Origin of the sequence: Candidatus Fukatsuia symbiotica (genome assembly GCF_003122425.1) — a bacterium.
GTDB lineage: Bacteria > Pseudomonadota > Gammaproteobacteria > Enterobacterales > Enterobacteriaceae > Fukatsuia > Fukatsuia symbiotica.
The window spans coordinates 883,797-907,816 of sequence record NZ_CP021659.1 but is presented as its reverse complement, the minus strand read 5'-3'; the positions used below and the strand labels follow the sequence as shown (position 1 = coordinate 907,816).

Below are 24,020 nucleotides of genomic sequence, written 5' to 3'. Positions count from 1 at the left end.
AAGGAGTTTTTGATATGTCGAAACAACAGATTGGTGTTGTCGGTATGGCGGTGATGGGGCGTAACCTGGCGCTCAACATTGAGAGTCGTGGTTATTCAGTGGCGATTTTTAACCGTTCAGAGGATAAAACAAAGGAAGTCGTCAACGAACATCCTGGAAAAAATGTATTTCCTTGTTATAGCATCGAAGAATTCGTTGAGTCACTGGAAATACCGCGGCGTATTCTGCTGATGGTGAAAGCGGGTGAAGCCACTGATAAAACCATTGCCTCTCTGATTCCTCATTTAAAGCGAGGTGATATTCTGATCGATGGTGGCAATAGCCACTATCAGGATACCCTTCGTCGTAATCGCGAATTATCTGCGCAAGGTTTTAATTTTATTGGTACCGGTGTTTCTGGTGGTGAAGAGGGGCATTGAAAGGACCCTCGATCATGCCCGGTGGTCAGAAAGAAGCATACAAGTTAGTGGCCCCGATCTTGGAAAAAATTGCGGCCAAAGTGGATAATGAACCCTGTGTCACCTATATCGGCGCCGATGGTGCCGGACACTATGTCAAAATGGTACACAACGGTATTGAATATGGTGATATGCAACTGATTGCTGAAGCCTATTCATTGCTGAAACTGAAATTGAAGGGTGATAATGACCAATTAGCAGAGATTTTTAGTGAATGGAATAAAGGTGAACTGAATAGTTATCTAATTGAAATAACAGCAAATATACTCATAAAAAAAGGCGATACAGATCGTTATCTGGTTGATGTGATACTCGATGAAGCGGCGAATAAAGGAACAGGCAAATGGACCAGTCAAAGTGCGCTAGATCTTGGCATTCCATTAACATTGATCACTGAAGCGGTTTTTGCCCGTTATCTCTCCTCGTTGAAAGAGCAACGTGTAGCGGCTTCCAAGGTGCTCCAGGGTCCGAACAGTCAGCCTTTTAATGGTGATAACAGCGAATTTTTTGAAAAGGTTCGGTGTGCATTGTATTTGGGTAAAATTGTTTCTTATGCACAAGGTTTTCAGCAACTGAAAGCGGCAGCAAAGGAGCATGGCTGGATGCTGAACTACGGTGAAATTGCGCGTATCTTCCGTGCTGGGTGCATTATTCGTGCCCAGTTCTTACAAAAAATTACTGATGCTTATACTGAAGATAAGGATCTTGCCAACCTACTGTTAGCACCTTACTTCACAAAAATCGCGAATGATTATCATCAGGCATTGCGTGATGTGGTGGCTTATGCGGTACAAAATGGCATCCCAACCCCTACTTTTTCTGCTGCGATTGCCTACTACGATAGCTACCGTGCTGCGGTGCTACCTGCCAATCTGATTCAGGCACAGCGCGACTACTTTGGCGCTCATACTTATAAACGCACTGATAAAGAGGGTGTGTTTCATAGTGAATGGACGAGTATTGACTAGATTATTAAGATAACGATCCCCAGTTAACGTTAAATTTATTAATGTCAGCTGGGGAGTTGGTGGTTGATTATGAATGCTATACGATCTTCTTCTTCATCTGAGTGTGCATGACGATCTCGAATGGTCTTTGAGTGTAGTAGCTCAAACTTAACCTGACAGACACAAGCTAAGCCATCGAATTTGTCAGAGTAGTCTGACTGTGCGATGGTTCAAATAAATTATCGAGTTGTTTTTCTTTTACTAACTCTTTTGATGCAATCCAAGTTTCCCAGGGGGTTTTGCCATAACAATACCAGCCTGAATGAGGTCGCTCTCTGTTGTAGAATGCGAGCCATTTATCGATGTCTTGCTGAATGTCTTCCAATGATGAATAAATTTTACGCCGAAACATCACGTCATAGCCTTCATTTTTCATCGTCTTATGAAACCGCTCACAGATACCATTAGTCTGCGGGCTGTATGCCTTGGTCCGCGTATGCTCGATATCTTCTAGCTCCAGGTAAAGCTGATACGCATGGGTTTCCTTTTTCCCCGAGTATTCTGACCCTCTGTCGGTCAGGATACGCAATAAGGGAACCGCTTGCTCATCATATAATGGCAGCACCTGATCGTTTAACATATCTGCGGCAACCAAGGCATTTTTCTCTGTATAGACCTTGGCAAAAGCGACTCTGGAATAGGTATCAACAAAGGTCTGCTGATACATTTTACCCACACCTTTAATGTGCCCCACGTAGTAAGTATCCTGAGAGCCGAGATAGCCCGGATGTTGCGTTTCAATTTGTCCATGAGCTTCTCGTTTATCCTGCACTTTTTCTAATGCTTGCAGTTGGGCTTCCGTCAGTAAGTACCCCTCCTGCGCTACTTTGGCTTCCAAGGCAGAAAGGCGTTTCTTGATATTTTCCAGGTCAGATACCGTCTTGCCCATCATGATGCAAGTGCTATTTTTGTATCGAATGGGATGCCTGATTTCAGCACACCATACGCCAGTTGGAGTAATTTGCGCATTGCTGCACAGACGCCCATTTTACCCCCTTTATGGCGTGATACGAGTCGTTGCCACTGTGCTTTCACTATCGGATTACAAGAAAGGGCAGCCAGAGCGGGCATATACAACGCTTTCCTGAGCTCGGTATGACCCCGTTTTGATAGGCGGCTCCGTCCTTTAAATAAACCTGATTCACAAAGTTTTGGGTTAAGCCCGGCATAGGCCACCACTGCCTTACTGTTAGTGAATTTTGACACATTACCCACATACGCCAGCAAACTGGCACTTAGTATTTCACCGATACCAGGAATACTCTCCAGCAACGCTTTATTTTTCTTTAAGTCAGGATCGTTATCGATATGGTTTTTTATTTTTTCTTTGGTGGCCTGGATTTGTTGTTTAAGTGCAGAAATGATTTCAAGCAGTGAGGATTGAACGACATCGTCAGCCACTGATTGCCGATTTTCTTGCATTTGCCTCATTTCCTCTAAACTCTTTAGATGGCGTACTAGCGCGGTTAATTGACGTTCGCTCAAGGGAGGAGGAGTCCAGAGGACAGGTGTATGCAGTGCGCAGTAGCGCACTATCATTTTTGCATCCCCCTGATCCGTCTTGTTCCGACTCAGTTCACTCTCACCAAAGGCATGAATACGTGATGGGTTTTCTAGGCTGACGTCAATGCCATTATCAACTAAGAACATAGCCAGTGGAACACTGTAACTCCCTGTGGCTTCGAGACAAATATGACAATCCCCGTAAGGGATAAGCCATTTCAGTAGTTGGCTAAATCCAGAGGGGGTATTCGGGAATGCTTTTGTTTTATACTTTTTTCTCTCTACCCACACTGCAACATCGAATTTTAATTTGGCAACATCAATACCCACTGAGGTCTTGTCCATGGCTGATTCTCCCATGAAAAACAGATAATTAAATGATCGCCCCGACCTTCCTTATAAATACGTGCTCTTAGCACAAGATACCGTTCGGTCTTACAGGCGACGATAAATATGTCACCGGGGTTTTATCTGACTGCACAAGCTTTAAGCCTAAGGGCGCAAACAAACTCTCCGGTGACATCCCAATGATCAGTTGGGGATCATCAACCTTTGAAAGTTAATAATCAAGATATAAGATATAAGGGCGCAAACAAACTCTCCGGTGACATCCCAATGATCAGTTGGGGATCATCAACCTTTGAAAGTTAATAATCAAGATATAAGGGCGCGATTAAAATTGAGAGTAATAATCAAAAAATTGAGTGGATCATTGAAGCTAGCCATTTGCCGTTGATTGAAGTGCGCGATGCTAAAGAAGGCACTAATGGTCGAAAACTCACCTTTTCGAGCAAAAAATTACTCGCCAATGGGTCCTATGAGGATGAAACCATCGCCATCATTACCATTAGCGATAGAACGAAAACCACACTGCGCATTCAGCTAAAGCGAGGCACGATAACATTGGATATTCCACAAGATAGCCATCACTATCCGGTTCGCCACGCGCTGCCTGTGCCAGGTAATGGCAATAGCCATACGCTGCAAGAAGTCAATCAATTCATTAGTGCCGAAGCGAGCTACCCGCGGATCATTCATTATTTGAAAGTAGATAAGTTTAAGTTCAATGGCGTTAACAATGAAAACTGCTTTTATCTTAAAGATCCGGATAAAGTGGTTTATATCCCAGACAGCACCGATCTAAAATTTAATCAAGTTAAATTAATGTTTTACAATGATAAATACGTTTTTTACCAAGGTGACATCACCTTTTCTGTATTGAATGAGCACGCTAATCAAACCTTAAAACAGGTATTTTGGATCAGCTTGTTAAACACCAATCAAGTGCATCGGATCTATCTGCCAATAGTCCATCTTATGGATCATCAGCAAGACGTCAAAACCTCCTCGACCATGATCCAAACGCAAGTGTTAGAAAAAGGCATTCTGTTTAAGCAACAGTTTACTGATTATAGTGGGAAAAAGACGATTTTTTTAACCTATCTGATTGATACCACCAAGACAAGCGATAAACTATATCTACTTGAAATTGAAGGACAAGGGCTGAGCGACCAAGAGCAGCAGACATTAAAAAATAGTGACATCAATCAATTAAAAAAATTAATGAAGAACTTGAAAAAATATCAATGGAAGGAACAGTGGGGAGCGGGAGCCCAACCCTTAGAAGATCCGAAATATACAGCATTAAAACTCTTCTCTCCTTTGGAAATAAAAGAAGCTCTCGGTATTTCAACAGCAACCAAGGCTATTTTTTTACCACCACAGCTACCGCAAAACACCAGCAGTATCACCATCGGTGATCGGCTGATCTGGCCGATGCCAAACAGCTTGAAGGGGGTTACTGGCACCATCACCGCCAGAATAGCAGCGGCAACACTGGATAATGCTAAATACCATATTCATCTGGTAGGAATAGTGCCAGGAACGACAGCGGCTGATCACTATTATTATTGGCAAGTCACTGAAGCGGATAACTACAATCAATTCCATGCGCTATATCTGCAACACGCAGATAATAATGCCGAAGAAATTGATCTCCTCAGACTGGGTTTAACCAAAAAACAGATCAAAAACATCACCGGGGCCAATAAAGGGGTTTACCTGCATAGGCGTGATGGCCTGCGCGCTTACCTCACCAGTCATAGCCTGGAAGACGGCACATTACTCAATGCCAATAGCGCCAGTGCAGTAGCAGCAACGCAGACCAGCATCACCCGCTTCGGTCAATTTTTACTCTGTAAAGAAGATAAAATTTACCTGGGCCACGCCAATGAGAGGCAAGGGGTCTGGATGCTCGACAGCCCGATTACGCGTGAAAAAGTGATCCGCTATCTGCCGGGAGAAAATATTACCGCTGAGATGTTTAGCTACAATGGCAAACCAAGAGGGATCAATACCTTACTCAGCAACGCGGTTATTTTGCCCGCCAGCAGCACAGAGGAGAGTGAAACCGGTAAACTGCCGTACGGTGAAAAGGTAGACGAAGCCAGCATGGCCGCCAATGGCAGTTTGCAAGTGATCACTACCAGCGGATTAGTTTTGGCGGTTACAGTCAATACCCCCTCAAATCCACCCGATTTTACGTTTGATTTAATCGGTGTCACCACCGTCTTTAGTAGGAAATACCAACAGAAGGAGACACAAATCAAGACCCTGTTTTCTGGCATATTCAGTAAACTAACCTTGCCTGAGATCATCACGCTGCCTTATGACCAACAAACCGACTGGTATCATCCTAAAAGTCAAACCCTGTTTATACCACGATCTCATGCGCCCTACCTAGGCTGTAATACAGCAAGCAAAACCGCTTATTTTAGTACCACCAACAGTGCCGGTGACCGCGCCCAACTGAGGACGGCTACCACACAAATTTCAGCAACAGCAAGCTATACTGGAACGTCGGATTTTGCATCATCAGGTCACTATAGCCGTCAAGGCGATATACTGATGCTCAATGCCGATCACATTGACCAACCGCACGATTATTTTAGCCTAGATGGGGTGTCGCATTTTTTGCTGCAGATCCGGCAACCGAAAACTGAAGCCTTCACTTTTGAATTAAAACTCCTCCCCTATCCCGTAATCGGCCTCTTTCATGATGCCGATCGGCAGGTCATTTGCAAAATTGACGCGACCATCACGCCACAAAAGGTGTTGATGAAGCGCCAAAACACAGCACTCTGTTTGTCGATAGGGACAAAATGGCTGGTGATTAATGATGCCTTCGCCCCGATGAAACCAAATCTTGACAAACTGAAATTTACTTTCACTTATGATGGTATTCAACCCACCGCTCAGCAGTTGGTTAATCACTATATTAAAACGCTGGGTGAGCAAAATATCACTGATCGTGCTAATGCGGGGATCAAGATCCCGATATTATTATCGGCCTGATATTTGATTGTAATGATCCGCAACCCGTTTATTTCCGCTCTTTTGGAGAACCAATATGTCTATTACCAACACCACAAACGATCTTGCAGACCATGAAGTAGAATCGACCACCAACCTCTCGAACCTTAATATGCCTAATATGTCGTATCTAACGCGCCTGACAGATGATCAATTATTACAAGCAGTTATTAATGAGTTAGGTAATGATAATGAAAGCGAAATATCCAATGAGATTCGACCTAATATTACTGCCCAATCCGCATTAGTCACTTCCGCAAAGGCATTAAAACACTTTAAGGTGGTCAGGCTCGTGCTAGCGCATCTTTTCGGCGCAGAGATCACTTTCCCTATTGCTGATGTAGTCGCTGGCTCCCATGCCGGTCAGGAAGCCAAGTTGTTAACACTTTACTGCTCGACGCGTAGTAAAACCCTGGTAGAAAAAGTGCTCGGCTGTCCTGCAAATGAGGTCACGCCAGCGCTGGTACATCATTTTTTCGGGCGTCTAGCCTGGATAGACGAATCAACGTTGACTGGCACCAGTGCGCAAGCACAGCTGGAGAAGTATCTATTCGGAATAAATCCTTTTTGGGATAAAGAAATCCAGCTGGGAGCCGGTGATTACTCGGAGCTTGGAGGGCTATTAACCCCTGTCCCTACGGATCTACGTTCATGGATGATACAGTTCAAACGTGGAGAAAGACTTTATATTGCCGCTGAATGGCTTGCCACAGTATCAGCAGCGGATCTGTACGATGGCTTTGCTCAAGGCGAAGGAAAAAAAGATGCCGCTCCCTTACTGGTCTTTACCACTGCTTTTGATCGGTTATTAGCACCGCTACCCCATGAATACCAGGACAATTTGCTCGTACCGGCACTGACTAAACAAATAAGCTCGGTTGCCTCGTGGCTTTCGATCGAGATTTATCTCTCTAAAATGGCTGATGCTAGCACAATCGATTTGGGAGAGCCGGTATCTTTAGCCACAAGAATGTTGTTTTATCATAAGATCACACAATATGTTATCAACCCTGATAATGGAACCTGGCTCGCGACTGATATCGAACGGGCACAAAATGCGCCCGGTATGCAAACCTTATCTCTTGCCATCTCACTGCGTAGAGAGCATTCAACCCTCAAACCGGAGCAAGCATTAAAGATCGCCGCTCTGCTATTAGCACCGATGATCATACAGGCGGGAGAGTCTCAGGAAGTTGAAAATGCGCCTAACCCACTACCACTGATTGATCCATTGCCTAAGCTCAATGTTCTACTGGCAGCGAGCAGCAGCACTGCCCCTGCTGATCAACTTTTTAACCTGATCGGGATCGACACACTTTGTCAGCACAATGGCACACAGCGGCAATTGCGCAAATCGGCGCGTGATACCTGGCAGGCATTGATGCAAACCACACAGTTCACTGAATTTTCCGCTCCTCTGCTAAAAAGAATCGGCTGGTACGGTGGTGAGGCAAAAGAACGCACTTCACCGAGAGTGACTCAGGCACTGGTTGGTAAAGTCATCATTGAGCATTTTCTCGGTGCTACCGTGGGCACCACGCGTTCTATCATGCAAGAGTTCCGAGATAACCAAGCGACGGAATATACCCACGCCCAGATGTTTGATCGACTCAAAGCCTCGATAACATTGCGTAACCCGGGTGTCTCAACCGCTACCCTGGATATGCTGCACTACCTGCTATGCCGTGAAATAGCCCCCGAATTATTCATACTCAATGTGCCAGATTCCCTCTGCTATGGTCGTTCATTGCAAAGTGTAGCCTTGCTACACGGTATAGCACTGTTAGAGGCGATGACGCCGGGAGCCTCTCATGGGGCAAAATTTGACGACGTCGTTACCTTATCTGCCCAGCTAGCGAGTAGCCAGGATCCATCAATCCAAAAATTATGGGTAGAGACGCAGGTGTATCCCGCATTACGCTATGCACAGGCACACAACGCTATCACGCCAATTAATGACATTCACAGGGCAACCACAGAGCAGATCACCACGGCGGTAAATTATCTGCGTGATCAGCAAAATCAGCATGCCAATGCCCTCAATAAATTGCAGAGCAAAGCGCCTGATCGCCGCGCGATAGCCGAGCACCAACTCACCAATGCAGGGGTGGATCAACAGTATTGGTCGGGTGATCCACGACCTCATCAGGAATATTTAACGCGATGTCATGTGTTAGAGGCAACTGAAGAGACATGGGATGAAAGTAAAGCGAATTTCTTTACTAACTGGGGTGCGGGACCACATGAGCGGGGGGGCTATATACCTCACACTCCTGAAGCCTATCCTTCTTTGGTGGATCTGATGATGATGGGTGATCGTTATATAGAGGGCGTTCAAGATGTCCCTCATGCTTTTGACAGCGCTTTTACGCTTTTTTCTCAGACGATAACCGCTGCCGAAACCGATATTATACAGCGGTTATTGTTAGAATTACCGGCCAGTGATCGTACACTACTGGCTACGTCAACCTGTGAACTGAGTCGACTAAAATTTGCTGACGAGCAAGCCTATCAAGGCATTTTTATCCGCTGCCAATCTGGCGATCATAGTCATGATTTTAAACAGCATAACACCGCTACCGAAGCTTATTTTGAAATTATTCCCGCGGCAGGGGTGGCGAGGAAAATCGAGCAGAGTTTTGACTATGGTCATCATTACATAGCAGATCAGCCGGACCGAGCGCAATGACGAAGAGGCGACACGGAGACAGGCCGCGATCATCACTCCACAGCTCCCTTTTGATAGCAGTGCCTATTTGCACGGCACGCCGGCGCGCTCGATGAAAGAGGTGCCCGATCCACGTAAAGCAACACTACTCCCTGCTGCGCCACTGATTTTCACTGCTTCTGCCGATCAAACAGCAGCGATGAATCAAATAGCGACTGCCGCTGCACAACATTTGTTGGCTGATCCCTTGACGGCGACGAAAAAAGTACATTCCGGTGAAACCCGATGGGAGCAGGTATTTGCATCAGAACGTGCCATTGTCGATTTTATGGCCCGTACCTTGATCCCCTTCTTCGGTTGTATTACCGATCTGGCTCAGGGAAAGCGTAGCGCGGGCGTGATTGGCGGCTGTGCATTGGATATTGCTTTTGCTCTGATCCCGCTGGGTCAGTTCGTTGGCTCAACCGCACGAATTATCTGGCGCGCGGGAGAAATGACCCTGCTTTCGCTAGGCGAAGCGATGAGTGACGCTACGGTTAAATTAATTAGCGGCCTAGCGCAACAAAGCACGGTATTCGCCTTGCCGGATATGATCAAAGGTGGCAGATGGCTGCTGACCTCGGCATGGCGGATATTATTGGATCAGGTCCCCACACTCGCCAAATTAACCCAGGCAAGTAGCCGTCTTATAGAAGAGGGCATTATACTTAATGGCAGTTATTATCGCGCGCCACAAGGCTTAACCGCCACCAAATTCCCCACGACTCTGCTGGGTGATCTGGAACAGAAGCGTCATGTATTAACCCGTTCAACCAGCGAAGGTAGCGTTCATGCGGTGGATGCCACCAACAATCTGCCCTACGGGCCTTTATTATCCTTACCCGGCTACGCCGGTGAGCACGCAACATTTTTCTATCCCCGGGAGATCAAGCTAGTACCGAATGTACATAACGGGGGTTTTATCACCGATGTTGCATTAAACGAAACGGCGAGAATTGTTGATCGTGATAGCCTAGGGATTGATTTTGGCGTTGGCAGCCACGTTTATCGCGCCACACCACATCAATCCATTTTACGCGATTTGGAACACCGAGTTTCGACCGAGGCCGAGAATTTAGAATCTGTTTCCTGTGGCCTACGGGTACGACGTAGCCTTGGTAAGCAGTGTTTAGAGAAAGAGCTTAAGTCATTCGATGATCCGCGAGAACTTCGTTACCAGGCACTGACCCACCAACGCTATCAGCATGGTCAGACCGGCGAACAAACTGCAGGCTTACTAGTCTTGGAACGACGCATTTATCGCTACGATCCAGCAGGAAAACAACAGCTAGCATTAGCCGAAGAAAACACATCATTAATTTATAAAAAGGAGGTGCGGGGGCGAGTCGAGTCAGAGCCTCTGTTCGGCAAACCTCATGCGTTTGCTGATCAAGTGCTGGATAAAAACACCTACGTGATAAAACTTGAGGGTATTGTCGACAACATAGCGGATAAACGCACGCTGCGCGCACTCATTATTACAGACCCAGGCAAGGAAGGGGCTGAAATAATTATGTTAGAAGCCGATCCTTTGATTTTTTACGGCGCGAAGATGCCAAATGCACGTAACCTAAAATGGTATGACCAAGTGCAATTTGTTCGCTATAGAGAAAAAAATACACAGGAAAAGGAGATTATCGACCATTATTTGGCAACTATAAAGAAAGAGTATCACCCACAAGGTGAAAACGCATTATTACCTGTTGAAACCGGTACCCGGTGTTATTCCGTTGCCTCTGGCACGCTTCAATGCTCCACTCAGTGAGGATATTGCCCTCGCGTTTAAAGCCAAAGAGGTTAGACTCCCACGGTATCGTGGAATACAGCTAGAGATAGAACCAGATGACTTTGGCAATACAACGCGGCAATTTTCACTTTATCGCGGTCAGACGCGTGATCCCATCTCTGTGGTATACGATACCGATTGGGGCACATGGCGAGAGGTAACAGAGACAACGGTAATGAAAAGAGGACGTGCAATATCTATAAAACAGCTGGGAGATCCCATCTGGCCAGACCCGTCAGGTCAATGGAAATCGGGCAGCTATGCTGATTTTCAACAAATAAAAAATCAATTGCCGAGCGCAATAAGGCACGAAATCATCACATTAGGCAGTATCTCATCAGTACCTCCTGCTCAGGCAGCATTGATCCCACAGCAGATCCATTATATTTGGGTCGGTGAGGTGATACCGGATAAATTGCTCGATAACATCGCTAAAAATGTGAAAAACAGCCCGAACTACAAATCGATTATTCACGTTGATGCGGATAGTTCAACTATTTTCAAAGAGATAAAACGGCAATTAAACAATAAAATTGCCACTAAATTTTCCGAAAAAATAAAGGCTAAGTTGGGCTATAAAGTGGGTAATATCGAAATCCGCGATCTGCACCAAAACGAGTTTTTTCGTAATTTTAGAAAGACAGACTCAGGAGAAATGTATCAACATTTTCGCGCCGGTATCGGAAAAAATTACTCAGCAACATCAGACACATTGCGTTACCCCCTAGTCGATGAGCACGGGGGGATTTACCTCGATACAGATGACACCATTGTACGCAAGGTGCATGGTATTCAACTGAAAGCAATGCCTAATGACATACTGCTAAATGGCGTGGTAACGCATGAACCCACTTTATTCAAAGGTCATAACACCAGTTGTTTTGCCAGTCAGCCGAATAATCCGGTATTAAAGGAAATGATCAAAGAGATGAATCAGCGTTATAAAAAAAATGAAGCATTTTTTGCTACCCCTCGTCCTTATATAAATCAGGGAGCATCCCGAGCGGAATTTAAGGCTTACCAACGAAAAATTTTCGACGTCACTGGCCCCACAATGTTTAATGATGTACTGCGCCAACAGCGACCTGATTATTACTTTCTAGACAAGCTACATGAGAAACACCTCGAGTTTTCATCTGGGGTGGTATCAAAAGACTATATCAAGGCAGCAAAGAACGCGTCTGACTATTACTTCCCTTTCGACTCGATGTTTTTTGAGGTTAATATCGGTGCTGAACAATCTATGCAGCATACGCGTTAGGGGCTATCGCAATCCAATAAGTAAACATTTTCTGGCAGTCGTATTTCAGCTCTTTTTCCCAGTGAAGTACGACCTCGCGTATTGATGCACAGTTTTCCGCTGATGATCTCTGCCGAGGGATGCACAGACAGTCGTTCATCGATAAATCCTTTAACCACATCCCTGATCTCGCGGAAAGCATTGCCCGTACTAGCTGTTGAGCACCTTTCCTGAGCCAGCGCTGTCGCCCGGCGGCAAAATTATGTGCATTTCGCCTGGGATCGGGCCCTATTGCACTCTGAATGCTCACTTTCCAGGTATTAATTCAACCAGTGATCAATCATCCGACATAAAAATAAAGAGGCAACCTATGCTTAAAACTAACGTTAACCAATCCGATATCAATAACCTGACTATTGCCGAGCTGCGTAACAACTCACCCTTTGCTAACACCGCACTGCCAACAGAGACCGAAGCACAGGCCGCTTTTTCTCTTTTATCAAACCTGCTCAGAGAGGCGAGCTTTATAGCCATCCCGGGAGGGATGATAAGCAATATTGATGCATTCAATTCAAGTTCAGTGTGGAGTGACGATGATAGCTTTGCTACTTTCGCGCAAAAACAAAAAGTAAAAGAATTTGTTACTGGCGCCACAAAAATTGAAGGAACAACACCGAGTGAACAGGACGTGCTATTTTTTTGTTTTAAACTCATTCGCCCGATCGTGAATTTATTATCGACTCAGATTCTCTCGCAAACGGCAGCTCAAAGTGCGCCCACGGAGGCAGCGATAGAAATTCAGCTGCATGAACAAGTTGCACGGCTATCTGATCCGCAGATGAAAAAAAACTTAACCGTTGACCCCGGATACTTCTCTTTTATCGCTGAAGTACAAGCCTGTTACTATCAAGAATTAACCAAAGTGGCCTCAGAACAGATAACAGCGATGACCGGTGAAACCATAGTGGCGGCCTGGTGGCGTTATCATAATGCGAATCAAACCTTGCCGACGGCTCACCAAACTCTATTACCCAATTTAAATGAGGTGTTAGGTTTTATTCAGAGCGGTATTTTCGATAAAGATTCCGATTATCGTCGTCATGAATTCGTGCTCTTGATGCTGCAACTCCATGGCGATAAAATCAGGCGCTTTTCTCGCCATCTGGCCAGCAGCCAATTATTTGAACCCTACCTCGGTAAGATCAGCGACAAAGACGCCTGGCAGCTATTAAAGAAAATAGCTACACAATTCTTAGCACAAAATTCGGTGTCATGGTCATTACCAGAAAACAGCCGCCAACAAAAAGCCTTGGTGCTCGCCGAAACATTATTAGACTCGTCTTTATTTGATAGAAGTAACGATGATGATAGTAATATGGCGTATCAGGTCGCCACCTTGCTCACCCGAGAGGCGGAGGGGGAAGTATTTGCATCACCTGCGATCATCTCAGCTGAAGAGCAAGAAACCGCGCGTGCGCAAGTTAGGAATGACAGCACCACCCCACCGGCATTGAAATCGGAGGTCAGCACGGCCTTGACCACTCTGAGCGGTGCGGCGACCAAAAGTGCGTTAATTCGTTATTTGGGCAGTGTTTTACTCAAAAATAAATTATTCAAAGCAGGCCAGCTATCACTGAATAAAATTTTTACTATCGTCACCGATCTGCCGGCGTTTTATCAATTAGCGAACGACTGTGCCGATCAAACTAATCCCGATGACAGTGAAGAAACTTTGCCCGCCAATGATATTGGCAGACTGGAACAGGCACTGAACCCCGTTAATACAGAACGCCCTTTGCCCGCCAATGATATCGGCAGACTGGATCAGGCGCTACAACCCGTTAATCCAGAACGCTCTGCTGGTGAAATTAAAGCGATAGGCCTGGCTGTGATCACCGATTATTTATACCCGCCAAATGAATATAAAGCGGGCTATATTGCTAACTTTAACTTGTATACCGGCGCGCTGGGGAATGATACTTTTACTCAGGTCACCGCTAATTTAGCCATTCGCCTAAGCATCTATTTAAAAATCCCTCTATCCAATACCACGCGCGCAGAAAGCCGGCTGGCGCTGGCGCTTCTGGCCAGCCGCTATGCGCCGGAATTGCTGGTTCGCGATATTCGGCCTCAACAAACCTATGGCTTCGAGATGACTTCCGTCGATTTTCGCCACGGTGTGACCATGGCAGAACGGGTACAACCCGGTTCATCAACCGCTTATTCTTTCAACGCGATCTGTAACCTGGCGACGAATGATGATATGGAATGGGCAATGGATGAACAAAAAATCGCCGTGACATCAGCACGCCTGGCGCCGTTACTACAACATGCGATGAGCCGACGACTGATCCCCGCAAGCGATCTGGATAAAGTGACCGCCGCCAATCAAAAGGTAGCAGTTGACTATGAAATCAATCGTAAAACACAAGAAGCAAAAGATTTGGAGGCCTTAATGGCGTCCGCGCCCGATCGCAAAGTGACCGCTAGCGCACAACTGAAACAATATCATCCGCATATTAGTATCGATGAGAAGATATCCGTCCCTAAGCTACTCAATGCCGGTTCACTTGAAATGACCCGGATTGAACAATATATGACCTACTCAGGCAAGTTTTACTATAACGATCAAGATCTCGGTTTTCAGCGAGGTCAAGCGATGAGCGCCGAAATATTAGATCATGACTTTAATGAGGACTACGCTTCTTTTGAAATAAAATATAAAGCGGCGCTTATTTCGCGCCTATCATGGGCGATTAAAGATTTATTTCGCGTCGATCGGCATCGCTTACTGGGTATCACGGCAAAAAATCTCAAATTGGTTCAGGTTGCTTTTAGCAACGATAAGGATGAAAAAGAAAAAGGGTATCGGGGGCAATCATCAAAGGTGAAGATAACGGTAAGCGATTTGCCTATCAAGTATTGCCATTGGCAGGGAGAATTAAATCATTAACGCTGGAGCCGGGTAAAATACCAGTAACGGTCACCACGACCGAGCAAACAATTCTTCCTGGAACACATGGGTTAGTACAGCCTACCCCCCACCACCACTTTATGTCAATGAAAAAGTGGATGTTAACGCTTACGGGGTGGAAGTCAAAATAAGCAATAAAAAACAGCAAATTCCACAACAGGTCAAATCTTTTAACTTTCCCCCATTGGTTACCACTGATACTGACGATGAGAAAATTGAAAAACTCTCTAAACACATGGTTGACAACGTATTTGGCCTACCTGTTACCGAGGCCCGTAGTTATTATCGCCGTGATACCCCAAAGGAAAAACATGACGCTGCCGCTAATGTGAGAAGTGATGTCGCCAAACGAGTATTGATTCCCTTTTACAGCACTGCCAAAGATTATCACGATGGGCAACTGACTTTTCTGGGAGCGGTATTTGGTCTGCTCGAATTGGCTAGCTTTTTGGTGCCCTTTGGACTGGCGTTCAAAGCGGGGATGAGGGCGGCGCTAGTCGCCAATAAAATCACGGTCACCACCAAAACACTGGCGACGTTAAGAGCTATTTTGGCGGCGAAACAAACGGGTAAAACGTTATTTTGGGGACTGCTTGACGCAGCTAATCCGTTTGGTTTTCTCGTGCCACTCTATCAAGGTGGTAAAAAAATCACCTTAGGACTATACAAAGGTTACCAATGGATGCGTGATAAATTAGCGCTGATCCCTTGTTTAGCACAACTCAAAAAACTGCAAAATTTGCCGCTGCAGACACTGAAAAAAACCATCAGCTATGTCGATGATCTTGATCGCCTCCGTCCTCCCGCCACCATGTTACTCAAGCCGACGGTGATCAACACGGTAAAAAAGATCCGCACTGTCCCTGATATGACAGCGGCAAAGGCCGAAGAATTGATAGAAAAAACATTCCACTATAGCGGCGATCTGGAGAATACATCGATCACAATGGAGATTGTGAGTTATCTTGATAACGCCGCTCAACACAGCCCAACCTTTAGGCGCTTGCTACAACGGCATAAATTTTCAGGTTCAGCACCGATCCACGTCAATCTCTCCAGCACCCACACCCGACCACGCGCTTACCTGGATCCAAAAACCCTAAGTCGCGACTATTTCAACTCACACGGAACTGAAAACCTGACACAATTATTGAATAAACATAAAGCCCATACCATTGACATGCCTTCTGCTGAAAAAATCAGCCAGCTGAAGTATTTTTCCTACGATGGGGAGCATTCATTTACTGTGGCTCAAGCCATGACGCATGAAACCGTCCACATGCTGACCGGTTTAAAAAATATTGATGCGATGGCAATCAATGGTGTCTCCATTGCGGGTCGAGGTGTAGGTCCAGTCGATCATTTAACCGATATTATCCTCGTTGAAATGGGTCAAAAAAACCCAATGCGTATCGTTCACGCGACTGAAGAATTTAAACAGGCCTACACGGCAGGGAGAATGCGCACTCAAGCGCTACAAACCGCTTTTGAACAGACGCTGGCGGAAAGGCGAGTAATTAATCAACAGCTTAAGGAAATATTAGCACAGAGTGACAAGTATACCGTGCTCTTCCGCACTAAAATTGACAAACGGCTCACCGTAGCTCAAACGCTATTTTTTATCAAAGATCTCAATACCATCAGAGATGCCATCGAAAGACTCAGCCCACAGGATACGGCCAACGCATTCAACGGGCTAGTGAAGTGGGAATTCGATGCTGCTTTAGATCCCACTTTACACGCCCGCTATCAGCAAGATTTTCAGAGTTTACTGACGCAAAGCAAAGAAATAAAACAAGATGCCCTGTTGTGGTGGCATAAAAAAGGCCGTGATGTGACAGGCTTCTGGACTCTTCGCGTCGAGCCGGCGGTAATCACCGCCACCTCTACACCGCTAGTGCTAGAGGTAAAACCAGACGAGAAAAAAATCATCGTTCGTCACAGTGATAAGTGGGTCTATTTATCGGATCAAGGCATAAAACCGCTGGAAACCATCAGACTGGCTGCCTTAGCGCTACAAAAAATGTTTATCCAGCCGTTTAAAAGTCAATTACCCACTATATTTTCGGCGGATGTTCCCCCTATCAGCGCAACGGATCGAGGTTACCAGGTGGTGCGCGCCCAGGCAGCATTAATTGATATCGGCTACAGCGCATTGCCGATACAAATCTCACATTTTATAGCGAATAAAGATAATCAAAGCGAAGAAAATTATGACGAAGACGAAGACGATGAAGACAACAACATCAGCATAAAAAAATTATTACAGATACAATACCAAGCCACCTTGGCGGCCTGGAAGGAAGATAGTTTTTTAGCAAAGCCAGACAATTGAAAAAAAACATTAACTGTCTACTGAAGACCAGATTTTATACTCCAGAGAGCGCAAGACTTACTACCCGGTGGCACTAACTGGCTTACGCCCGTAGCCTCCATGCAGAAAATAGCCATGTGGTCTACGATTGAGGATGGGTTTTTCATCCTGTCCTGATGGACAGTGTGTGCGCGACCAAGACACTATCAGTAATTGAAAAATTCGTTACCCTGAGCCTGTTCCAAATCTTCTTGATCGACGCTTAAACGAGGAAAAAATGAGCGAAAAAGTGCAGTTTACATGGCGTAAATGAGCATTTTGAACTCGTTTTTGACGAAGTATCAGCGAGCACAAGAGATTTCGAGCAGGCTCTCAGAATAACGCTTTTATCACGCCTTAATATGAGGGGAAAAAACATGCAATCTCAAACTACGACTGTGCAGCCATTACAAGATCCTGATGCTTCCATCTTAAAAACGGAATGGTATATGAAGCCTTTAGGTCATTCGAGTCCATTCCGCTTAGTGCCTGCTGAAGGTGCTGTTAACGTGCATCAGGAAGATTTTCTCACCAGAGAGCGGAAAAGTTACCTCGAAAAAGTAAACAGCCTGAAAGAGAATTATCCACAAATAATCCAGTCAGCTGCAAACTATCTCAAAGATGCGATCAAAGAAAAATACGGTTTAGAGATTGACCCCAATAAAACTTTTTTTAACAGATTTAATTATGCATCCAGTTCATCTGAAACTTTTACTGGCTGGGAGCATAATGATCCTCCCGCGGAATCAAAAACATTAACGGAACGGTTGTTAAGTAATTTTGGTGCCGAAGACCGCCTTAATTTCGACGAGCTCAGCAGTAACTCCGGGATTTATACTGAAGGTCGTTCAGCCCGTGGATTTGGCAAACATAATGAGGTTCGCCTGTTGCCGGTTGATTTTATGAAAATCGTCACCGAAAGTAACTTTAGCAAGAAATATATCGATAAACTCAGTGAATTCTGGCGAGCGAATGAAGAGACGTTTCGCATCGTGAATAAAGGATTATTTATCGCTTCAGCCAAACATCAGCATGAAGCGGGGGATTTATCTGTACAAGGGCTAGCGCTGGTATTGAAAGCAACGGCAGGAAATCCCCTCAATGATCGAAAAATTTTCATGGCAGAGCTGGAAAAAAGATTTTATGACAGCAAAGAAAACCGCCTGACTACCTTTGATATTTATGGCTATCCGGCAAACGACATGCTGTTGATCCACGGCGACAACGGAAAAATGATTTTATACAAACCCGGTGACGATAAAACATTTCATGAGTTTGATAATAAACAGCAGCTTGGTAATTGGGTGCTGGAACGGGCTCGAGACAGCCATAAGCGCGCGGAACTTGCCAGTCACTTTTCACTCTATAATCGGCAGGATGGTAATACTTATTGTGGCGTTGATACGGCTCTCAGGGAACTTGCCCAAAATCGCTGGGACAGTAAATACATTAATTATGATCCGAAACCCCTCAGAGAAGACGCATTTACCTGGTTAACGCAGCAGGCCAAAGCGCGCACACTAGCGGATGCCAATACGCTGACGACCACTAATGGTGAGGTTTTCAAAGAACAACTCTTAATGAATCTGAGGCCGGTGGCAGATACCGCCGCCGTAAGCGCTCTTCTTTTTCCAGGACTGGGCAGCCTGACGCTGTTGGGAATTGGCCTAACACAGTCTGAACTGGGTACAGATGAAATCATCAACGGTGATACGCAGTCACAACGCAGCCAAGGGGTCAGTGATATTATTAACGGCGGGGTTAATATACTGTTTGGCGCGCTGGGGACAGGAGCACAGATTGATGAGCCTGGCGTCTCAGGCCCAAGAACTTTTGATGTCAATGAGCCCCTGCCAGATTCTTCAAGCGGATCTTCATCACCTGAGATGCCTGTAGAGGAGGTTTCAGGCACATTGATCAATCGAATGTCAGACCATATCAATCGTATGTTAAGTCGAACTGTGGTACATGAACGAGGACTAAAAGCTATCTGGAAAAAAGATATGGTTAATGGCCGGGCAATTAGTGAGGCGGTAGATGAGATGAGAGAGAGCCTTCAGAAGGCAAAGGATGCACTTGATACTAAAGAAGGAAAAAAAATAGCGGCTGAGCATTTGGGATATGAGGATCCCAATGAATTGACTGCTATAGATATTAACAATATTAAGAAAAATATAGAATCTATTGAAGGTACTGGAGAATGGTTGAAGAACGACGACATGAGTGTCAAGAGAGTGTCGATCTACGATCAAAAAAGAGAGGGTGTTGTTGCCTATTATAATCCAGCAGACAAGAAAATAGCGTTTAATGATGCGTTTTTCAAAAGGGATCCAATAGAAAGGTTACAAGTCCTGTTACACGAAAGTGTGCATGCGAGTATTCAAGTGGATGGTGCACCCGTGCCCGATTACTATTATGTGAAAAGTACAGGTCAAAACGGGCAAGAGCACCCTACTACGGACAGAAGAAAACAGCAATTAGGGATATCCCATGGATTCTTAAAGGGTGCGCATATACTAGACAGTAATTTCATGAAAGCAATGGGCGCTGATACTATAGGCCGTGCAAAGAGCAAGTTCCTTTTTGACTCAGAGACCCGACGCGGCTTATTAATGAAAAATCCAGATACGCAATCACTTTTGATAATGGATCTGGCGGGCAAAATACCAGAGACAATACGTAACAGGCGCTCTATTATTGGGAGAGATTTCGCCCCTGCCAATCCGTCTTATACGACATTGACAACAGAAAAAAAGAGAGTCAGACGCGATGCCAATTTGAGTGGTGATCACAGCAAAATTGCGGAAGATCGTGGTACAAAAAACAGTTTACTGCCTGAACAAATGGCGGCCTTCACTTCGTAACCTGACAGGGTATGGGCATCGTCTACATCGGGTATCGCCGTAGATAAAATGGCTCCGCCATTGCTGTCATGTAGCAATAGTCCAGGCAGCTATTCGCCTGCGGCATAATGACGCTGATTCGGTCGCATTAATCTGGATACGTTAACAGAATTTGTGCGGCCGTTTTTTTTGACCGTTGTTTGAGCAAAATCGCTGGCGAAAATGAAAAAACCTTCGATGTGATCTCAAAAAACAGCGAGTTATCAATCATGAAGGCGTCATTAGAGCCAAGGCTGTTGGCAAATATAAGAAAATCCTCCATTGGATCTCAACTCCCAAGTCACTCTCTGATTATCAGTAGCGTTTTACCGGGCTATTTTCATCTTGTTGCGCTAACCATGCCAATTGTTCAGTGATTTTACCTTCAAGGCCACGTGAGGATGGAAAATAATAGCGCGTTTTTGCCATTTCCGCTGGAAAATAACTTTCGCCCGTGGCTAACCATCCGTCAATAAATGCCCCCTTGCGCAGAGAAGTGATTGATACCTACGTCTACATGATAGGCCTTGTCAGTATTTTCAACATATAGCTGAACGACATAATAATGATTATGCACTATATTGAGAGAATAAGGCGTCAAGGCTGCAATTTAAGTCCCTTCTTTTGCTTTTGGCTTGTGCCCATTTATGTTCAATGGGATTGAGGTCTCACTTTTACCCACAAAGTTGAATGAAAAATGATTCAGGTGAAATTGGATTATTGGTAGAGTCAATAGTTAAATCAGGAAACAGGCACATGAAAACAGTAACGGGTAATGGGAATGAGTGGATCCGTGAAGAATTTCATCAAATTGATTTCGGAGATAAACGCCTTAAAGAGCGTTTTTTTGAAACAGCGGGCTTATTATGGCTGTAGCCGTATAAATTGATTCAAAACAAAGGGTCAGAAAAGAGAGTGTCGATATCGCATTGTCGTTTCCTACGAAGGGCTTTAGCCTGAGCCCATTTGTGCTCAATCGGGTTGAGGTCAGGAGAATACGTCGGGAGATATTCCAGAATAAAACCAGATTTTTGTATAGTAGACTGGATATCCTGGCGTTTGTGAAAGCTCACATTATCCATCACGATAACAGCCCCTTGAGGGATTTTTGGCAGTCAGTCTTGGGTTACCCACGCATGAAAAATATCGCTATTGATATTGTATTCAAAGGCACAAACGGTGGTTAATTTTCCGTTAAGCTGAGCGCCAATGACATTGGTACGTGCTTTAGCGTGCCAATCATGTTGACCGTAACACCGCTTACCTTTAGCTCAATAGCCGTAGAGGCGGGGCATGTCATGAGCAAAACCGCTTTCATCAACGTAAATAATAGGGGTCTCGCTGGCTTCATAGGCCTGGATCTTGATCTGAAAATCTTCTCGGGATTGGGCGTTGGCTTTTGGATGATAAAATGTTTTTTTTATAGCTAAACCCTGCCCGTTTCAACGCATGGCAGATACCTCTAGCGCTCACTCCCATACGTTGGGCTCGCTCGTATTGAGACGCGTCAGGGTAGGTTTCCACATCAAGAATCAACGCCGCTCGAGCTATTTTACTGGCGGGTTTATCACGTGTCAGACAGGGTTCTATTCGTTTAGCCCAGCGCATCAGACTTGCGGTCCCAATACAAAAACGTGTGGCCGTTTGGGCATATGTAAGCTTTTCTTGCTCTTTAATAGCCAATACATGTTGGCGAAATTTTAATGGATAAGTCATCTTGAAATTATACATCAATTTATACAGCCTACGCTATATCATCAAAAGCGTCAGGTTCAATTTACCCAAGCTGTCATGGCTCCTGGTCACAGGCCAAAGGAGCTTATCGATTTTTTAGCAATGACAGAGTGAGCAAGAGCGCGCTATTCCGTACACATTGTGTGCAAACACAAAAACGTCTGGAGGGGCATTCACTGGTTTTTTCTCTTCAGGACACATCAGAGTTGAACTTTGACTCACATAAAAAGACAGAGGGGTTGGGAAGTATATCTAAAGCCTATCACAAACATAAAATGGGGTTGATGCTTCATGCAAGTTTGATGGTAACTCAGGAGGGCTTGCCGCTTGGGTTATCCTCGCTTAAATGCTGGTCACGTGTTTCCCGAGAGGAAACGCCTCAGGAAAAACAGCGGCGGCTTTATCAATCGACAATGAAAGAGAAAGAAAGTATTAAGTGGATAGAGACCCTCTACGAGACAGCGGCGCTGATACCCAAAGATACCTGCTTAATCACGCTGGGAGACAGAGAAGCGGATATTTTCGAACTTTTTCGGGTTGCAAGCTCACTAAAAACATTTTTTATTATCCGCAACCGGAAAGACAGAAAATTTATCGATGAAAAGGGGAAAAAAACAACGGTGCAAACCGCCTTGTCAAAGACGCCGATTTTAAAAACCATAGCACTCACCCTGCCCAAAAATCAGCAAAGGGTAGCAAGAACGGCTTATGTGGATATGCGCTCCATTTCAGGCTGGCTTCCCATTAGAAATAATCTAGTTTATGGGCCTACCAATAAAGACGCTTCACGGCATATCCATGAAAAGGTTCACGTATCTGCCATCAGTGTTAAAGAACAGCCTCCTCCAGAAGGAGTAGCGCCTGTCGAATGGGTATTATTGAACAATTTGACGGCCACTGACGCCTTTGAAGCAGAAGAGCAAGTGAATTGGTATAGACTGAGATGGAAGATAGAAGAGTTCTTCAAAACACTGAAATCAGGATGTTGTGTTGAACAATGTCGTTTAAATACGGCAACCAAACTAACGAAAATGATCACCCTCAAAAGCATTATCGCCTTCAAACTGATGTATACCCGTGATCAATGAAGATGCTTGATTTTGAAGTCGATAAGGATCATGCTCATAGCCATGAAAATAGAGCTGACTGCTGACCAGAAAATTACCCTCGAAGCCCAACATCGTCAAAGCCATGACCGCCGTGTCTGTGACAGGATCCGGTGTGTTTTGTTGTCCGCAGACGGCTGGACTCCCCCTATGATTGCTCACTCACAGCTCATTAATGAAACCACGGTGCGGCGCCACCTTACAGACTATCATAAACTCAACAAGCTCAAGCCTGAAAATGGCGGCTCCGATGGCTATCTCAATGCGGAACAGACCACGTCGCTGGTTGAACATCTCACCCAGCCGCTCTACCACCACAATCACCAAATTGTGGCCTATATCGCTGGACGCTGGAACATCACCTTTACCGTATCAGGTCTGTATAAAGGGTTGAAGCAGCATGGCTTTAGCTATAAAAAGCCGAAAGGTGTTCCGCATAAATTTGCCGTTGAGAAACAGCAGCAATTTATAAAGACCTACAGCGAATTGAAAGACGCCGCGGGTAATGACCCCATACTGTTTATTGATGCCGTTCATCCGACACAAGCCACCAAAATAAGCTACGGCTGGATACGAAAAGGCCAGGATAAAACGATAGAGACCACCGGGAGCAGAACGCGGTTGAATATCATGGGAGCCTTGAACATCCAGAATGTGGCTAACCCCATAATCCGTGATGATGAGACGATTAACAGCGAAAATGTGGTTCACTTCCTGTCTACCATTCGCGCGCATTATCCCATCACGACAACGGCACATGTGATCCTCGAGGGTGCAGGCTATCACCGTTCACAGCTTGTGCAAGACGCCGCGCTTACGTTGAATATCCACTGTATTTTATTTATAATAAAAATCAATAAATTACAACACAAAGGTCACAATCGATCGAAATAAGGTC

At 45.2% G+C, this 24,020-nt stretch carries 14 protein-coding genes and 3 pseudogenes; 11 read left to right on the top strand and 6 right to left on the bottom strand.

What is annotated here, in order from left to right:
• Window positions 1-14: 14 nt before the first annotated feature.
• Window positions 15-1,426, top strand: a pseudogene (gene gndA, locus CCS41_RS04360) (NADP-dependent phosphogluconate dehydrogenase).
• Between the two features lie 166 nt (window positions 1,427-1,592).
• Here the strand turns inward: gndA and CCS41_RS04355 are convergent.
• Together CCS41_RS04355 and CCS41_RS04350 are read right to left on the bottom strand one after the other, a co-directional pair.
• Window positions 1,593-2,336 (bottom strand): annotated as a pseudogene (locus CCS41_RS04355) (integrase core domain-containing protein); the annotation flags it as partial.
• Between the two features lie 17 nt (window positions 2,337-2,353).
• Window positions 2,354-3,313 carry an IS110 family RNA-guided transposase gene (locus CCS41_RS04350; protein ID WP_162859989.1) on the bottom strand — a complete coding sequence of 320 codons (960 nt, stop codon included), beginning with the start codon at window positions 3,311-3,313 and terminating at the stop codon, window positions 2,354-2,356.
• A 381-nt stretch (window positions 3,314-3,694) separates the two neighbouring features.
• Here CCS41_RS04350 and CCS41_RS04345 point away from each other — a divergent pair, with 381 nt between their 5' ends.
• The 4 genes from CCS41_RS04345 to CCS41_RS04330 all read left to right on the top strand — a co-directional run bounded on the left by CCS41_RS04345 (window position 3,695) and on the right by CCS41_RS04330 (window position 12,094).
• Window positions 3,695-6,322, top strand: coding sequence for a hypothetical protein (locus tag CCS41_RS04345; RefSeq protein WP_119797264.1), 2,628 nt, complete (start codon window positions 3,695-3,697; stop codon window positions 6,320-6,322).
• A gap of 55 nt (window positions 6,323-6,377) precedes the next feature.
• A complete protein-coding gene (locus tag CCS41_RS04340) occupies window positions 6,378-9,029 on the top strand; it encodes a hypothetical protein (protein WP_119797263.1) in 2,652 nt (883 codons plus the stop codon).
• Between the two features lie 91 nt (window positions 9,030-9,120).
• Window positions 9,121-10,812 (top strand): hypothetical protein, encoded by a 1,692-nt coding sequence (locus CCS41_RS04335; RefSeq protein WP_119797262.1) that lies wholly within the window; start codon window positions 9,121-9,123, stop codon window positions 10,810-10,812.
• Window positions 10,730-12,094, top strand: a complete 1,365-nt coding sequence (locus tag CCS41_RS04330; protein ID WP_162859988.1) for a glycosyltransferase family 32 protein — start codon at window positions 10,730-10,732, stop codon at window positions 12,092-12,094. The genes CCS41_RS04335 and CCS41_RS04330 overlap by 83 nt, the downstream gene beginning before the upstream one ends.
• Here CCS41_RS04330 and CCS41_RS04325 read toward each other — a convergent pair.
• The gene (locus CCS41_RS04325) at window positions 12,075-12,383 is read right to left on the bottom strand and encodes a hypothetical protein (RefSeq protein WP_119797260.1); all 309 of its coding nucleotides are present in this window, start codon (window positions 12,381-12,383) and stop codon (window positions 12,075-12,077) included. The two genes, CCS41_RS04330 and CCS41_RS04325, sit on opposite strands and share 20 nt — an antisense overlap.
• 60 nt (window positions 12,384-12,443) lie before the next feature.
• On the opposite strand from CCS41_RS04325, the gene CCS41_RS04320 reads away from it, so the two are divergent.
• The 3 genes from CCS41_RS04320 (at window position 12,444) to CCS41_RS04310 (ending at window position 20,264) form a co-directional block, all read left to right on the top strand.
• The gene (locus CCS41_RS04320) at window positions 12,444-15,026 is read left to right on the top strand and encodes a hypothetical protein (RefSeq protein ID WP_119797259.1); all 2,583 of its coding nucleotides are present in this window, start codon (window positions 12,444-12,446) and stop codon (window positions 15,024-15,026) included.
• A 136-nt stretch (window positions 15,027-15,162) separates the two neighbouring features.
• Entirely contained in the window at window positions 15,163-17,382 is a 2,220-nt protein-coding gene (locus CCS41_RS04315) for a hypothetical protein (RefSeq protein WP_162859987.1), read from the top strand.
• A 395-nt stretch (window positions 17,383-17,777) separates the two neighbouring features.
• Window positions 17,778-20,264, top strand: coding sequence for a dermonecrotic toxin domain-containing protein (locus CCS41_RS04310; protein WP_119797257.1), 2,487 nt, complete (start codon window positions 17,778-17,780; stop codon window positions 20,262-20,264).
• 333 nt (window positions 20,265-20,597) lie between these two features.
• Here the strand turns inward: CCS41_RS04310 and CCS41_RS04305 are convergent.
• A pseudogene (locus tag CCS41_RS04305) lies at window positions 20,598-20,741 on the bottom strand (recombination factor protein RarA); the annotation flags it as partial.
• A gap of 231 nt (window positions 20,742-20,972) precedes the next feature.
• Between CCS41_RS04305 and CCS41_RS04300 the strand changes: the two are divergent.
• Entirely contained in the window at window positions 20,973-21,158 is a 186-nt protein-coding gene (locus CCS41_RS04300) for a transposase DNA-binding-containing protein (protein ID WP_119797256.1), read from the top strand.
• A 14-nt stretch (window positions 21,159-21,172) separates the two neighbouring features.
• On the opposite strand, the gene CCS41_RS17615 is transcribed toward CCS41_RS04300, so the two are convergent.
• Window positions 21,173-21,364: a transposase gene (locus CCS41_RS17615; protein ID WP_240313880.1), complete on the bottom strand. Its 192-nt coding sequence runs from the start codon at window positions 21,362-21,364 to the stop codon at window positions 21,173-21,175.
• 265 nt (window positions 21,365-21,629) lie between these two features.
• Entirely contained in the window at window positions 21,630-21,998 is a 369-nt protein-coding gene (locus CCS41_RS04290) for an IS630 transposase-related protein (RefSeq protein ID WP_072549715.1), read from the bottom strand.
• 17 nt (window positions 21,999-22,015) lie between these two features.
• Here CCS41_RS04290 and CCS41_RS04285 point away from each other — a divergent pair, with 17 nt between their 5' ends.
• Entirely contained in the window at window positions 22,016-23,104 is a 1,089-nt protein-coding gene (locus CCS41_RS04285) for an IS4 family transposase (RefSeq protein WP_119797255.1), read from the top strand.
• A 30-nt stretch (window positions 23,105-23,134) separates the two neighbouring features.
• Complete coding sequence (locus CCS41_RS04280; RefSeq protein ID WP_119797254.1) at window positions 23,135-24,016, top strand: IS630 family transposase; 882 nt, start codon at window positions 23,135-23,137, stop codon at window positions 24,014-24,016.
• Window positions 24,017-24,020 lie beyond the last annotated feature (4 nt).

Excerpts from the sequence above, each read along its gene's own strand:
- CCS41_RS04350 (WP_162859989.1), bottom strand. The coding sequence starts at position 3,313 with ATGGACAAGACCTCAGTGGGTATTGATGTTGCCAAATTAAAATTCGAT.
- CCS41_RS04340 (WP_119797263.1), top strand. The coding sequence starts at position 6,378 with ATGTCTATTACCAACACCACAAACGATCTTGCAGACCATGAAGTAGAA.
- CCS41_RS04335 (WP_119797262.1), top strand. The coding sequence starts at position 9,121 with ATGAAAGAGGTGCCCGATCCACGTAAAGCAACACTACTCCCTGCTGCG.
- CCS41_RS04320 (WP_119797259.1), top strand. The coding sequence starts at position 12,444 with ATGCTTAAAACTAACGTTAACCAATCCGATATCAATAACCTGACTATT.
- CCS41_RS04310 (WP_119797257.1), top strand. The coding sequence starts at position 17,778 with ATGCAATCTCAAACTACGACTGTGCAGCCATTACAAGATCCTGATGCT.
- CCS41_RS04300 (WP_119797256.1), top strand. The coding sequence starts at position 20,973 with ATGAAAAATGATTCAGGTGAAATTGGATTATTGGTAGAGTCAATAGTT.
- CCS41_RS17615 (WP_240313880.1), bottom strand. The coding sequence starts at position 21,364 with ATGGATAATGTGAGCTTTCACAAACGCCAGGATATCCAGTCTACTATA.
- CCS41_RS04290 (WP_072549715.1), bottom strand. The coding sequence starts at position 21,998 with ATGACTTATCCATTAAAATTTCGCCAACATGTATTGGCTATTAAAGAG.
- CCS41_RS04280 (WP_119797254.1), top strand. The coding sequence starts at position 23,135 with ATGCTCATAGCCATGAAAATAGAGCTGACTGCTGACCAGAAAATTACC.